This is a genomic window from Nocardiopsis sp. KDC1DS13DA1 (genome assembly GCF_055632325.1).
Map to the genome: position 1 here is coordinate 68,415 of NZ_JBVMUY010000067.1, position 13,346 is coordinate 81,760.

17 protein-coding genes are annotated in these 13,346 nt (G+C 71.5%); 3 read left to right on the plus strand and 14 right to left on the minus strand.

Translation table 11 applies throughout. The features are described from left to right. Positions 1 to 27: 27 nt before the first annotated feature. The 10 genes from ACTVAJ_RS29680 to ACTVAJ_RS29725 all read right to left on the minus strand — a co-directional run bounded on the left by ACTVAJ_RS29680 (position 28) and on the right by ACTVAJ_RS29725 (position 7,790). Complete coding sequence (locus tag ACTVAJ_RS29680; RefSeq protein ID WP_470391614.1) at positions 28 to 984, minus strand: phosphoribosylaminoimidazolesuccinocarboxamide synthase; 957 nt, start codon at positions 982 to 984, stop codon at positions 28 to 30. Between the two features lies 1 nt (position 985). Further along, entirely contained in the window at positions 986 to 1,732 is a 747-nt protein-coding gene (locus tag ACTVAJ_RS29685; protein ID WP_470391615.1) for an HAD family hydrolase, read from the minus strand. After that, the gene (locus ACTVAJ_RS29690) at positions 1,729 to 2,493 is read right to left on the minus strand and encodes a nucleoside/nucleotide kinase family protein (RefSeq protein ID WP_470391616.1); all 765 of its coding nucleotides are present in this window, start codon (positions 2,491 to 2,493) and stop codon (positions 1,729 to 1,731) included. The genes ACTVAJ_RS29685 and ACTVAJ_RS29690 overlap by 4 nt, the downstream gene beginning before the upstream one ends. Further along, positions 2,490 to 3,650 carry a DegT/DnrJ/EryC1/StrS family aminotransferase gene (locus ACTVAJ_RS29695; RefSeq protein WP_470391617.1) on the minus strand — a complete coding sequence of 387 codons (1,161 nt, stop codon included), beginning with the start codon at positions 3,648 to 3,650 and terminating at the stop codon, positions 2,490 to 2,492. Before ACTVAJ_RS29695 ends, ACTVAJ_RS29690 begins: the two co-directional genes overlap by 4 nt. After that, positions 3,647 to 4,681 carry a radical SAM protein gene (locus tag ACTVAJ_RS29700; RefSeq protein ID WP_470391618.1) on the minus strand — a complete coding sequence of 345 codons (1,035 nt, stop codon included), beginning with the start codon at positions 4,679 to 4,681 and terminating at the stop codon, positions 3,647 to 3,649. The genes ACTVAJ_RS29695 and ACTVAJ_RS29700 overlap by 4 nt, the downstream gene beginning before the upstream one ends. Further along, entirely contained in the window at positions 4,671 to 5,384 is a 714-nt protein-coding gene (locus tag ACTVAJ_RS29705; RefSeq protein WP_470391619.1) for a thymidylate kinase, read from the minus strand. Before ACTVAJ_RS29705 ends, ACTVAJ_RS29700 begins: the two co-directional genes overlap by 11 nt. Before the next feature lie 66 nt (positions 5,385 to 5,450). Continuing rightward, positions 5,451 to 5,978, minus strand: coding sequence for a phosphoribosyltransferase (locus tag ACTVAJ_RS29710; protein ID WP_470391620.1), 528 nt, complete (start codon positions 5,976 to 5,978; stop codon positions 5,451 to 5,453). Further along, positions 5,975 to 6,616 (minus strand): GTP cyclohydrolase I, encoded by a 642-nt coding sequence (gene folE, locus ACTVAJ_RS29715; protein WP_470391621.1) that lies wholly within the window; start codon positions 6,614 to 6,616, stop codon positions 5,975 to 5,977. Before folE ends, ACTVAJ_RS29710 begins: the two co-directional genes overlap by 4 nt. A gap of 44 nt (positions 6,617 to 6,660) precedes the next feature. Beyond that, positions 6,661 to 7,380 (minus strand): 7-carboxy-7-deazaguanine synthase QueE, encoded by a 720-nt coding sequence (locus tag ACTVAJ_RS29720; RefSeq protein ID WP_470391622.1) that lies wholly within the window; start codon positions 7,378 to 7,380, stop codon positions 6,661 to 6,663. Beyond that, entirely contained in the window at positions 7,377 to 7,790 is a 414-nt protein-coding gene (locus ACTVAJ_RS29725; protein WP_470391623.1) for a 6-pyruvoyl trahydropterin synthase family protein, read from the minus strand. The genes ACTVAJ_RS29720 and ACTVAJ_RS29725 overlap by 4 nt, the downstream gene beginning before the upstream one ends. 188 nt (positions 7,791 to 7,978) lie before the next feature. Between ACTVAJ_RS29725 and ACTVAJ_RS29730 the strand changes: the two genes are divergently transcribed. Then, positions 7,979 to 9,370, plus strand: coding sequence for a hypothetical protein (locus tag ACTVAJ_RS29730; RefSeq protein WP_470391624.1), 1,392 nt, complete (start codon positions 7,979 to 7,981; stop codon positions 9,368 to 9,370). A gap of 122 nt (positions 9,371 to 9,492) precedes the next feature. Here the strand turns inward: ACTVAJ_RS29730 and ACTVAJ_RS29735 are convergent, their stop codons facing one another. From ACTVAJ_RS29735 to ACTVAJ_RS29745, 3 genes are all read right to left on the minus strand, one after another. After that, positions 9,493 to 10,035 (minus strand): hypothetical protein, encoded by a 543-nt coding sequence (locus ACTVAJ_RS29735; protein WP_470391625.1) that lies wholly within the window; start codon positions 10,033 to 10,035, stop codon positions 9,493 to 9,495. Positions 10,036 to 10,160: 125 nt separating this feature from the next. Beyond that, a complete protein-coding gene (locus tag ACTVAJ_RS29740) occupies positions 10,161 to 10,409 on the minus strand; it encodes a hypothetical protein (RefSeq protein WP_470391626.1) in 249 nt (82 codons plus the stop codon). Positions 10,410 to 10,594: 185 nt separating this feature from the next. Continuing rightward, positions 10,595 to 11,116, minus strand: a complete 522-nt coding sequence (locus ACTVAJ_RS29745; RefSeq protein ID WP_470391627.1) for a hypothetical protein — start codon at positions 11,114 to 11,116, stop codon at positions 10,595 to 10,597. Positions 11,117 to 11,459: 343 nt separating this feature from the next. Between ACTVAJ_RS29745 and ACTVAJ_RS29750 the strand changes: the two genes are divergently transcribed. Next, positions 11,460 to 11,759 (plus strand): hypothetical protein, encoded by a 300-nt coding sequence (locus ACTVAJ_RS29750; protein ID WP_470391628.1) that lies wholly within the window; start codon positions 11,460 to 11,462, stop codon positions 11,757 to 11,759. A 153-nt stretch (positions 11,760 to 11,912) separates the two neighbouring features. Next, positions 11,913 to 12,506, plus strand: a complete 594-nt coding sequence (locus tag ACTVAJ_RS29755) for a hypothetical protein (protein WP_470391629.1) — start codon at positions 11,913 to 11,915, stop codon at positions 12,504 to 12,506. Positions 12,507 to 12,521: 15 nt separating this feature from the next. Here the strand turns inward: ACTVAJ_RS29755 and ACTVAJ_RS29760 are convergent, their stop codons facing one another. Beyond that, positions 12,522 to 13,097, minus strand: coding sequence for a DUF6199 family natural product biosynthesis protein (locus tag ACTVAJ_RS29760; protein WP_470391630.1), 576 nt, complete (start codon positions 13,095 to 13,097; stop codon positions 12,522 to 12,524). Positions 13,098 to 13,346: the final 249 nt, after the last annotated feature.

Sequence of the window (13,346 nt, forward strand, 5' to 3'; positions counted from 1 at the left end):
AAGCGTCGATCCGGTCGTGGTGGTGAGTTACCGTCCGATGACCCGGGCCACGGCCTGTGTGGCCGAGGTCAGGTCCGGGGCGCCTGCCAGGTGTTCGCCCGTCCAGGTTTGGCTCAGCGACCGGTACAGGTCCGACATCACCGGTGAGAACTCGGGCGGCAGCGGCGCCGGTTGTGGCCACTGGCTGCGGGGCACACCGTCGGCGATCAGCCTGCCGGTGGGCACCTCCAGCCCGTTGTTGACGTACCAGTTCCGCAGGACCTGTTTGCCGCAGTGCACGCCGTCCAGCAGCAGGCGGCTCTCGTCCGGGGTGCCGGGGCTGTCGGCGACCACCAGGCTTCCATCGCTGGAGAGGAGGAACTCGGCCTTGCCGTCGCAGTGGTCCAGGCCGCGCTCGCGCGCGTGCGCGGTCAGCACCTCGTTGACCTTGAGGGCGCTCTGGACCATCGTGTGGAACTGGTCATCGTCCAACCCGGCCAGGTGCTGGGCCTGGCGCCTGGTGAGGAACCGGTTGGCGTCGTCGAGCATCGTCGCATATTCGATGATCGGGTGCGGGAGTTTCTCACCGATCGTGGGGACGGCGTCCAGGCCGACGTCGGCCGGGGTCAGCGCACCGGAGGCCAGGCGGCGATGCACGGAACTGCCCTGGGGGAGTTGGTTGCGAAACAGCACCTGCACCGGGATGAGGCGGCTGGTGCCGCGGAGGTGGGTGTCGGGGTGGGGGACGCGGGCGAGGTCGAACTCGATCCGGTTCGGGGGAAGGAACCGGCGAAAGTGCGTGGGGACCCCAGCCTTCTCCAGCAGGGCGAAGTTGCAGGCGGCCATGCGGGCACACGCCTCGCCCTTGCCGGGGATCTGATCGGGCATCCGCCCGTAGTGGAACACGGTGTAGTGGTCGGTGTAGGTGAAGACGCCGATGCCGGTGCGGGTGGGCGTGGGCGGTTCGATGACGCGCAGGTTCTTGGTGGAGTGCAGGACAGGCATGTCACGCTCCTGGGAGGTAGCGGTCGAGGGCCGTCATCGGGTGCGCTCGGTCGGTCGTCGCGGGTGCGGCCGCGGTCTGGTGACCGGTGCCCGGAGCAGGGTCGCCGGTGGGGGCCAGGTGGCCGTCCACGACGGTGAGCACCCGCATACCGGCGGCGCGGGCCGAAGCGATGCCCTCGGGGGCGTCATCGACGGCCAGACACGCGCCCGCAGGGACGCCGAGCCGCCGGGCTGCCTCCAGATACAGGTCAGGGGCCGGTTTGCCGCGCGGGGCGTCCTCGCGCGCAACGACGGCCGCGAACGCGTGCATCACCCCCAGGGCGTCGATGCCGGGCCGGACCAGGACGCGGCTGGCAGTGGAGGCGACGGCGCAGGGCAGGTGGGCGCGGCGCGCGGCGTGCAGGAGCGCCAGGACGCACGCGATGGGGGTCAGGGTGTGCACGCGGGCCAGCAGGTGGGTGCGGCTGGCCTGGATGATCTCCTGGTGGGGCAGCCGCTCCCCGTTCGGGAGGGCGGCCAGCAGGTCGTGGATGGGAAGGCCGACGTGGCGGCGGTACCACCCCGCGTCCAGGTCCACGCCGTGCGGGCGCAGGGCCGCCCGCAGCGCGTGCTCGTGTCCGGGGGTGGTGTCGGCGAGGGTGCCGTCGAAGTCCAGGACCAGGGCGCTGATGCCGTCGGGGACCTGGGGGGCGCACCTGTCGGTTGAGGCCGGACCCGAACAGGTCCCGGGACGGTCCGGCGCGGTCATGCCGCGGCCTCGCCGTGTCGGCCGCAGCACAGGCACGGTGCTTGCGGCCCCTGGAAGGGTTCGCGCACACACCCCAGGCCGGTTCCGGCGTCGCGAATCCAGGAGCGGACAAGCTCGGCCGCCGCGCCGGTGTCGACGCGGCGCCGGTCCAGGACCCGGTAGCGGACCGGATCGGTGGTGGCCAGGCGGTCGAAGAGCGCACCCGCCGCACGCAGGAACTCCGCCTGTTCGGGGGTGAAGACGCGTGCGTCGCGTTGTTGAGCGCGGTCGATGGCCCGCTCGGGGTCGTCGGTGACCAGGATCGTCACATCGGGCAGGGGCCGGTAGGAGCCGCCCAGGTCGAGCAGGGCCCTGGCCGTGTCCAACGCAGCGTCCGCATCGTGGAGGTGCAGGAGCAGGGCCTGGCACACGGCCGTGGAGTCGACACTGCGCCCTTCCAGGACAGCACGCCCCTGAGATAGAGCGGGAAGGACGGTGTCCAGGTCGTGGCGTTTGATGGCCAACAACAGCAGAGCCTCGGCCAAGGGGGTACCGGTGCGCAGGAACGGGTCCGGAGCACTGGCTTCGCGTAGCGCGTGCAGGAGGTGGCCGCCGAGGGCGCCGCGTGTGCGGGCGGAGAACTCCGCGACCTGCACCGGCCGCTCCGGGTCGGGGAGGGGGGCCAGGGCGTGGTCGGTCAGGTAGTCCTTGCCCACGCCGGTGATGCCCTCGATGGAGATCAGCGGGCCGCGGGTACAGGTGGCGTGCACAGTCGTGGTCATCGGGGTCCGTTCCCTGGGTCAACGACGGTGGGACGACGTGGGGCGTGTGTGGCCCATGTGGTGGCCTCGCGGGCGATGACGGCGGCGTAGCGGTCCAGAACCGGTGCGGTGTCGTGTTCGGTGAGGATCACGGCGAGGGTGTGGTCGAGGATGTGGGCGGCACCCGCGCACGGCGCCCGGCCCGGGGCGGCGAACATGGGCCGGGTATCGCAGGGCACGAGGTGGAAGGTGCCGGTGGAGTTGGGCACCCCCTTCTGGGCGAGGCGGGCGGCGAACCCCCGGGGGTGGGGCAGGTCCAAGTGCAGCAGCGGGGTGTAGCCGTTCCACTGCTCACCCGGCGCCGGGGCCACCGGGCGCAGGCCGGGTACGTCTTCCAGGGCGCCCAGCAGGTGCCCGGTCTGGGCGCGGCGCAGCTCCACCAGCTCCTCCAGGCGGTCGAGGTTGGCCGAGGCGATCGCGGCCAAGGGGGCGGCCAGGCGGGTGTTGGTGGCCAACCGGCTCTGCGGCACCTGGCCGGGCGGGGGCGGTTGCCAGTGGCTGCGGAACGCGCGGGCGTGCTCGGCGATCTCGGCGCGGTCGGTGGCCAGGAATCCGCCCTCGCCGCTCCACAGGATCTTGCCGTCCTTCATGCTGGTGCAGCCGACGGTGCCGACCGTGCCCGCCCGCCGGCCGTCGCGGACGGTACCGATGGCTTGGGCGGCGTCCTCCACGACGGCGAGCCCGTGCTCGGAGGCGAACCTGAGCAGGGCGGCCGGATTGCCCATCCGCCCCCACAGGTGCACCGGCATGATCGCTCGGGTGCGTGCGGTGATCTTGCGGGCCGCGTCGTCGTAGTCCAGATCCAGGGTGGCCGGGGCGGAGTCGATGAACACCGGCCGCGCCCCCAGCGCCGCCAAGGGGGCCACGGTCATGACGACGCTCAGCGCGGGCACTAGCACCTCATCCCCCGGCCCGATGCCGCACGCCGACAGGGCGGCGTGCAGGGCCGCGGTGCCGGAGGAGACCGCCACCACCTGGGCCACCCCCAACACGTCGGCCAGTGCGTGCTCCAACTCCGCCACAGCCCCGCCGCCGGTCGGGTCGGGCATCTGCCCCACCACCCGGCCGAGCCGGCCGGTGATGGCCTGGGCGGGGTCGGGCATGTGCGGGAGGCTCATCCGACGTCCTCTTCGTCCAGCATCCTCGGCAGGTCCATCAGGGGCCACATGTTCACGCAGTCCCGGCTGAACAGGGAGCAGTCGGTGCATGCGGGCCGGTCGGCGAACAGGGTGCGCGCATCGGCGCCGCGGATGGTGCGCCGCCGCTCGGGTGGGGTGGCGGCGATACGCCGGTCGGAGGGGCAGTCCCACAGCGTGCCGTCGGGCTGGATGAAGCCCAGGCGGGCCCCGCCGAAGCAGTCGGGCACGTGGCCGCTGTCGTGGGTGGAGATCGCCTCCACGAACCGCCGCGCGTAGGACGGGTCTGGCAGCGCCAGACCAGCCGGGTCGGCATAGAGGCGATTCAGTTGCTCGGCCACGGCCGCCGCGTCTTGGGACCGGTGGGCCAGCTCCTCGAACAGGGCGTGGTCGCTGGCCAGGGAGATCGGTTGGGGGACGTAGTAGTCCACACCCACCTCGGCAGCCAGGGCGGCCATGTCGGTGATCTCCTGAGGGCGGGGGCGCATGATGACGGTGTAGATGCCCACCCGCGGCCAGGGCTGGGTGCCCCGGGCGTCCAGCAGGGCGCGGATGCCGTCCAGGACCTGGTCGTAGCCGAACCGCCCCGACCGTGAGGGCCGCAGCCGGTCGTTGGTCTGGGCATTGGCGCTGTCCAGGGACACCGACACCCCGTCCACGCCCAGGTCGATGAGGCGCTGAACCACGTGGGGGCGGGTGAGCGGGATGCCGTTGGTGGCGATGACGACCTGGCAGCCCGCCTGCTTGATCAGGGCGATCACCTCCAAGGCGCCGGGCCAGTCCAACGGCTCGCCGCCGGCGATGACCACCCGTTCGACCGGTGAGCCGGGCAGGGTGCGGGCGAAGGCCATCAGCTCCTGGGCGGGCAGGTCGGTGCGCGACAGGTGCGACAACACCCCCAGCTGGTCCGGAGGGTTGACCTTGTGTTCTTCGATGGTGCCGAAGTAGCAGTGCGGGCAGGCGAACGCGCACGGGGAGCGCAGCCCCCACAGCAGGGTGACCTCACGCGACACGGGCCACCTCCCGCTCGGCGAGCAGGGACCGCACGCTCTGTTCGACGGCGACGGCGGTCTGGGCCGGTGACCATCCGGTGGTGTCCAGGATGGTGTACCGGTCGGGGTCCACGTCGGCCAGCACGTGGTAGAGGTCCCCGGCCTGGTGGATCACCCCCAACTCGTCGGGGGTGAGCGTGCGGCCGATCCGCGCGGCGAACCGGTCGGTGCACACCGCGCGGTCACCGGTGAGCAGCAGGGTGGCGTCGGGCAGGTGGCACCAGGCGCGCGCCGAGGACAGCACGTACCGGGCCAACCGTGCGGGGTCCGTCTGGCTGTAGTGGGCGGCCAGGATGGCGGCCTGGCACACGGCGACCGAGTCCAGGCCCCGGTCCTCCACGATCACCTCGGCCCCGCCCGGGTCCAGGGCGGCCAGGCGTTCGCGCTCGCGGACCTTGAGCGCGAGCAGCGCCAGGGTCTCGGCGACCGGGTGGCCGGTGCGCAGGCATGCGTCGCCGTCGGAGGCCAGCGCGCCGATCACGTGTCCGGGCAGGGAGTCCGCGGTCTGATCAGTGAGTTCGTCCAGCAGCAGGCACCGGCCGCCCAGGGCGGCGGCCGCGGCGCGGGCGGCGGTGGTCTTACCGACGCCGTTGATGCCCTCGACGCTCACCCACAGCGGCCCCGAGGGTGTGGGGCCGGTGCGGGGGGTGGCGGGGGTGGTCATGGAATCCTCCGACGGGTAGACGGCCGTCCGGTCGGTGCCGGGGTGCGGCGGCGCCGGTTCAGGGGTTCAGGTCTCATCGGCGTTCTCCCAGGGGAAGACCACCCACCCGCGGGTGGTCTGTCCGACGTAGCTGATCGTCGCCTCCGCGGGCCGGAGGCCGGTCCAGTTGTCGGCGTTGACCACGCACACCGCGGTCCGCACCCGGACGGCGCCCGCCTGGGCGACCAGGCGCGCAGCGGCGTCCAGGGTGTGCCCGGTACCGGCGACGTCGTCCACGACCAGCACGTCCCGCCCGGCCAGGTCACCCACCGAGGCCGGGTTGACCGCCACCGGATCCGCGGTTTTGGCGGCGTGGACACCGTCGTGGGCGGTGTGGGTGACCTCGAGGGCGCGCACGTCGCGCACCTGGAGGCGGTGGGAGAGCCACACGGCCGGGATCGCGCCGCCGCGCAGCACGGCCACCAGAGTCTGGGGGGCGCCGTCGCGCCCAGCCCGTTGGGCGATCCGCTCGACCAGCTCGGCCATCCGTGGCCAGGCCAACGAGACCACCGGACGGTCCTCGTTGCTCGTGCTCTCGGTGTCGTGGGTCCTCACACGGCCCCCCACGGTCCGGTGGCCAGGGTGAGGAAGTGCTGGGCGAGTACCGGGTCGTCCGCCAGGCGGCCGGAACGCTCCAGCGTGGTGGTGCGGGCCGTCTCCATCCGCACGCCCCGCATGCTCATGCACAGGTGCGTGCCGCGCACGGCCACAGCCACGTCCTTGCTGTCCAAGGCGTCGGTGACCTGGTCGGCGACCTGGCGCGTGAACCGCTCCTGCACCTGGAGACGGCCCGCGCACCGGTGGGCGATCCGCCCGAACTTGGACAGGCCCAACACCCGGTCGCCGGGCAGGTAGCCGGCCGTCACCTCCAGGTGCATGGGCAGCAGGTGGTGCTCGCACAGCGACCACACGCTCATGCCGGAGACCACGACGAGCTGGCCGCTCACGTGGTTCTCGGGGAAGCACGTCGCCGTGGTGGTCGCCTCCGGTGACAGGAAGTCGTGGTACCAGGCCGCGACCCGGCCCGGGGTGTCGGCCAGGCCCTCCCGCTCGGGGTCCTCCCCGAGCGCGGCCAGGAGCTGGCCGACCAGGTCGGTGACGCGGTCGACGTCGACCACCGGCCGCACGTCAGGGCCGGGCTCAACCGGTGGTGGTGTGCTGGTCTCGTGGGTGGGGCTCAGGGTGTGCGTCATACGGCCTCGCTTCCAGGTGGTGCGGGCAGAAAGGGGGTAGGGGGTCAGCGTCCGCGCGTGTGGGCGAACGCCATCACGTGCAGGCGTTGGGCCAGGTTCCAGCGGCGGGCCGCCACGAGGTCGGCGAGCACACGGGTGGTCGCCACCACCTCCTCCGGAGTGGTGCCCTCGGGCATCACCCAGACCGGATCCAGGCCATGCCGGTCGACCAGGGCGCCGATCTCCTCCAGGTCCCCCGGGGTGCGGGCGACGAACTTGAACACCGCTCGCCCGCCGGCCGCGAACGCCTCCAGGGCCTCGGGCGCGATCCGCTTGATCTCGGGGACACCGGAGTGGGCGAGCTTGGGGCTGACGTTGAACCGCACCCCCTCCACCAGCAGGGCCGGGTCGGGGGCCAGCGTGCCGTTGGTCTCCACCTCCACCCGTTTGCCCGCCTCCAACAACCCGCGCACCAGCGCCACCAGGGACCGCTGTTGGATCAGCGGCTCACCACCGGTCAGGACGACCAGTTCCACGGCCGACCCGCGCGCCCACGCCAACAGCTCGGCCACGGTCTGCCACGAGGCTTCTGCGCGCGGATCGAATCGGGACCAGTCCCAGGTGTAGGGGGTGTCGCACCAGGTGCAGGTGAGGTTGCACCGCGAGGTGCGGATGAACAGGGCCGGGACGCCGCTACTGGGTCCCTCGCCCTGGAACGTGGGCTGTGCGACACCGAAGTACTCGGCGATGAGCAGCCGAGGCTCGACCGCGGCCGCCGGACTCATCGGGGCTCCACATCGAAGCGCGCCCAGCTACGGGCGGTCTCCCGCACACGGACCGCGACCAGACGGCCGGGCAGCTGCGGTTCGACGTGGCCGATGAACCACCCGGCCAGGAACCGCGCCAGGTGCTCCGAGGTCGGCTCGAAGGACAGGATCTCGTGCAGGTTGTGGTGGTCCAGTTCGGTGTCCAGGAACGCCTTGAACGGCGCCAGGTCGCCGAAGTCGGTGACGAACCCCGGCCCGACCAGGGTCGGGGCGGTGAGGATGACCTCGACCTGGTAGCTGTGCCCGTGCTGGCGTGCGCACTTGTGGCCGGGAGCAAGACCCGCCAGGCGATGCCCGGCCTCGAAGTCGAAGATCTTGCCGATGGTGAACGTTCCTTCGGGGAGCGGAACCACGTCCTCGTCGAGCATGCATCACCCTTCGGGTCTGCGCGGAGAGTGTTCAGAGGCCACCACTCGGTGGTGGCGCCGAGACCCCATGGCACCACCGCCCCGCCGTCGGCGCCAGACCCGCGGCGTTGCCTTGGTGTTGCCTACCCCTGGAAGCTCCCCGCCACTGCGGCTAGCGTGAGCACTCCCGACCCCTCGGGAGGAGCTTGATGCCCGACCAGGACCTGCACCGGCACCCCCTCGCCGCCATACGCGCCCAGATGGGCGTCTCCGCCAGCCAGTACCTGCGCCTACTCGCCCAACGCCACGCCGACCTGGGGTACGGGCACATGGCCACCCGCCGCGAGAAGGTCACCCGCTGGGAATCCGGCACCACCCCCGAACCCAGCGCCCAAGCCGCCATGGCCGCCCTCCACGGCGTCGACGCCGCCACCGTCGCCAGAGCAGGGTGGCCCCACTGGCTGCTGACCGTGGTCGCCGACACCGCGGACCGCACCGTCTTGGAATCACCCTGGACACCGCGGGGTACCGTCAAAGCACTGGCTGCCTGCGCGCAGGAACAGGGAGAGTCCATGGACCGACGCGGATTCCTCATCGCCTCCGGAACAGCCCTGACGGGCCTGACCACCTCCTGGAACCACGCCCTGGAACACGCCGCCGCCCCCACCTCCGGTGGCCGCCGTCAACTGGGCCAGGACGTCCTCACCCAGCTGGACCGCCGCCTGACCGACCTGCGCCACCTGGACGACACCCTCGGCGGATCCGCCCTGCGCCAAGCCGCCCACGCCGAGTACCGGCTCCTGACCCACCTGATGGACCACACCCGCTACGACACCACCACCGGCCAACGCCTCTACACCCTGATCAGCGAAGCCGCCCGCATCTGCGCCTGGCAGCACTTCGACGCCGGACTCCACGCCGCCGCCCAGAAGTTCTTCGTCACCTCACTGCGCGCCTCCGCCGATGCCGGCGACCCGCTCGCCGGAGCCCACACCCTGTCCTTCCTGGCCATCCAGACCTACAACGCCGGAGACCCCCGCGATGCGGCCGCGCTGATGGACACCGCCCTGGACACCACCCGCCAGCACGCCACACCGCGGGTACGCGCGATGCTGCACGCCCGCTTGGCCCGCGCCCACTCCAAGGTCTCCGGCGGCGAAGCCGCGTGCGCGCGCCACCTGGACCAGGCCCGGACCGAGTTCACTCACGGCACCCGTGAGGACGACCCGGAGTGGATCTACTGGTTCACCGCCGGTGAGCTGGAGATGCTTGCCGGGTCCTGCGCGCGGGATCTGACCGACCCCGCTGGCGCCATCGACTGTTTCACCGCCGCGCGCGACGCCGACTACGCCAGCATCGAGGCGGGGGACGCGGCTGCGTTCAGCGCCCGCGACGTGGCCCTGTTCTTCGCTCGGGAGGCCGACGCCTACCTGGACCTGGGTGAGGTCGAACAGGCGTGCCACATCGCCCGCGCCGCTCTGGAGCACAGCGCTGCGGTGGACTCCGCCCGCCCCAGCGACGCTCTCGCCGCGTTCCGTGACCGTCTGGTCGACTACCGGCACGTGGGCGCCGCACGCGACCTGATCGACGCGACCCGCTGACCCGCCACCACCAGGTCCTGGCCCGGCCTGTCCCAGAACGGTCACGCACGCGCGCCCGCACGTAGGTGTTCGCCGCCGACGCGGGCGGGAGCGAGTGTTGTGAGGCCCTTTGTGACGCGCGCTCAGGGGTAGGACAGTGCGCGGCCCGCGCACACCGCCAGCCCGACCGCGCCCAGCCAGCCGACCACGAACCCCACCGTGGTGTCCCCCGTGAGGCCGGTCGCCAGCCCGACCAACACCACCACGACACATAGGGTCGCCGCCAGCACACCACGGCCGGTGACCTGTCGCCCTCGCGCCTCCCGCCGCGCCGTGGACTCCCTCACCGTCATTCCTCGGGCCCGCGCCAGGTACTGGAGCGCGTTGCTCGCGGTCAACGCGCTCACCCTGGCGATCTGCCACCGGCTCTGCTCCGCGGCCTCGCCCGCGCGCAGCAGACGTGTGTCGGCCTCGTTGAAGCGGGCCTGCCAGAACCCCAGCGCCGCGGCGATCACCATCGTCGGCACCTGGTGGGGGCCCTGGGCGTCGAGCACCTGGCGTGCCTGTTGGAGGGCCTGTCGGCGTGCCCGCGCGGTGTCGGCATCGGGTGTGCCCGCGGTCATGGCCGCGATGTCGGCGTACCAGGGCTGAGGTGCGACACCGGTGGGCAGGGTCGTGGAGTCCATGGGTGTCACCGTAGAGGCGCGTTGGGGGGGGGAGCGCACCTGGGTTGGGGGGCGTTGGCCGACCCTGGCCACACTGCGTCAGGAGGCGTTGATCAACAGCTGGTGGCCGGTGTGGGTCACCACTCTCACCCCGCGCGGCTCGAGGTGGCATCGTGCCGATGGATGGCCAGGTGGTCCACTACCCGCTCCAGATCCTGTGGTGGGGCGGTGACCACCACGGTCAGATGGTGGTCGGGGTTGGGGGTGGACGCGCGGCTCTCGACCACCTGCACGGTGGCCACCCCCAGAGCGGGCAGGTTCTGCGCCCACTCGGCGAGCTGGTCCAACAGGTCCGCGTGCTCGGTGGTGCTGCCCTGCCCCACGAATTGGCCCATGCCTCCGCCTCATCACCGCCCAGGCCCTCATCGGCGCCCACGCCTGTCACGCCCCCGCGACAGGCTTCCAGGTGTTGGTGCACGAGGCCGAAGCTCTCCTCACCCAGGCCCTGGCCGCGCTCCGCAGGTCCCAGACCGGCGACGGCTGACACCCCACCACAGCCGAACTGGTGGCGCCGGCCCGGTCAGGGCTCCACCGCGGCCAGCGCCGCGGACCGGATGATGCCCGCCGCGCTCACCGGCGGCGCCTCACCCCGCTCCACCGCGTCCTTGCTGCACCAGTACGCGGCCGCGCGCACCCGCTCAGCCAGAGGCGCGGGCAACTTCACCGGCAACCGCTCCGGGTTCTGATGCAGCTGCGTTCCCGGCGGGCGCCCCGGCACCGAGGACACCCCCTCAGGCACCGGATCCCACGGCCGGTCCCACCCCCGCGCACGCAGGTGCTCCCGCACGTACCAGGCCAGGAGGGCGTCCCGGGTGTCGAGCATCCTCCCCTGGGCACGCCTGCGCCCACGCTCGGCCAGTGCCCAGGCGTGGGCGGCGCGCCGGGCCCGGTAGGTGCCCGCGGCGCGCGCCCGGGCCAGTTCACCGTTCCACCAGCCCATGTGGCGCTTTCGTTCAGTGTCGACCCGTTCGTCCAGGTCCTCCAGGGTGCCCGGCGGCACGGTCACCAGGAACGGCACGACTCCAGCGGCAGGCTGGTCCACCCACACACTCCTTCCGGTCAAACAATCTAGCTTGATTGTGCACCATCACGCGGATAATCGCACGCGAAATCTACCCGTTCCCTCGAATCAGGCCGTTGCTGGGTCATTTATTCCGGGGGCGCAGAAAGGTTGGAGGGGTGCTACTTTCATTTTCTCTATTGGTATAATGGAAGTAATCCTCTCAAGAGTTCGAGGGGATTCTTTGCGGGTCGGCGATGCGCAACATCGAGGCCGTCTGGATCCGCTGTTACTCACTGGCTGAACGCCTGAATCGAAGGAAAGGAACATTCATGTTTCCGCAGTTCAGCAACTCAACGATCTATAATATAGAAAGGATAAACGCATGTCAGAGAAGTACACGCAGAAGGGAGACGATAGTCCCTCCCGACTATCCAGGCTCAAGACGCTGGGAGCCAGGGTGAGGCTGGCCAACGAACACCGGCGGGACCTCCCCCAGCCGCACCTTGACTTCGAGCAGATCGAACGCTGGGAACTGACCCAGTCCCTGATCGAATTCGTCGCCGACGTGACGGCGACGATCCCCCCGGAGGCGTACGTGAGCATCGGGGCCCTGACCCTGACCCTTGCCCTGGTTGTAGGGGCCGTAGCTGTGGCGCGGTGGCGTCAGCGGCGACGCCGCTGAACCCTGGGGAGGCGAGCCGAGATGGCTCGCCTCCCCCCCGGCCGCACATCGACGTAGTAAATGGGGAGAGTGCACAATGCAGCTAGATTTTTGATCCGGCTCAGCGACTTCCGCCGGGATCCATGGCGCGTGTGCCGCCTCTACGGTGGGGGCGTGGATACCTTCACCACCGTGGTCATTCCCCTGGCTGCCATGACCGTCGCCCTTGTCAGCGCCGGCGCCGCGTGGTCCGCGGCGCGCGCGGCCCACCGTTCGGCCGACAACGCCGCCACGCTGGCCGCCACCGACGCCGAGCGCCGCCGCGATGAACTCACCCCCACCGTCGAGTTGACCTGCCGCCCCCAGGGCGAGCGCCGCGCGGTGCTCACCCTGACCCTGACCGGTCCGGTGGGCCTCCAAGGGCTGGACGGCATCGAGGTGATCCTGGCCGATCCGCGCGCCGACCGGCCCCCGGTCATCGCGGGAGGGCCCACCCAGCAGGAGCGGGACGCCCAGGTGTGGGGTCCCTACCGGTTCGTCACCTCCACCGCGCACGTCATCGACCACCGCACCGCCCGACTGAGTCGGGTGCGGGCGGGCGCCCCCGTGTATCTGGCGATGGAGTCCACCCCGGCCCCGCACTGGGCCGGCGACCACCTGGGGTGGGAACAGGAGCGGGCCGCTGATCCGGTGCCGGTCGAGTTGGTGTGCCACCGCGCCGGACACCAGCCCTGGACCCTGGCGCGCCGTGAGGTCACGGTGCGCTAACCGTTGACCCCGCGGTCAGCAGCACGTGGTGATCTCGCGGCCGTTGACGTCCACGACCCTGCGCTCCCCCAGCACATCCTCCAGCTCCAGGAGCTGACTGAAGGTGTCGGTCGTCTCCCCGGCCGCCTCGCCAACGCACTGGTCGGTCTCGATGACGGCGTCCGAGGCCACCGTGACGGTCTCCTCGTCCTCACTCACCGACAGAGCCACCTCCTCGTCGGGGACCAGTCGTGCGCAGTCGGCGACGATGACGTACACCTCCAGCTCGGAGGTGTACCCCCTGGCCCGTACGGCGTAGTGGCTGATGCGCCCGTAGACGGCGTGGGAGGCGGTCAGCTCGGGCGGTGCCGCGGAGTCCTGCTCTGAAGACCCTCCTCCTTCTCCGTCCCAGGCCCATCCCCAGGCCACCAGCACGACCACCAGCATCACGCCCGCCATGAGGCGCTGGACGGTGAACCAGGTGTCGCTGGGGTAGTTGGCCTCCGGGTCACGGTAGGCCCAGGCCCGCAGGTACCACATGACCTGCGGTTTGATGAGCACGAGGACCCACCAGGCGCTGAGCGCGGTCAGGAACAGCAGGAGTAGGGCCATCAGCGATGCCTTTCCGATAGGGGGAGGGGATGGGGGCGGCCGGGGCACCGTTGGTTGCGGGCCCTGACCGCAGGTGAGGCTACCGATGCCGGTGCCCCCCTGGTTCGGGGCGCCCTGGAAATGACCGCTGACCTGGGTATGGTCCCGCCGCCCGACGCAAGTCGGTGGCCCTTGGTGCTGGCTGGAGGGATCCTCTTTGCCCGCGGGCCGCTGCCGGAGCGCTGGCCACCGTGGACGCCACCCACGTGC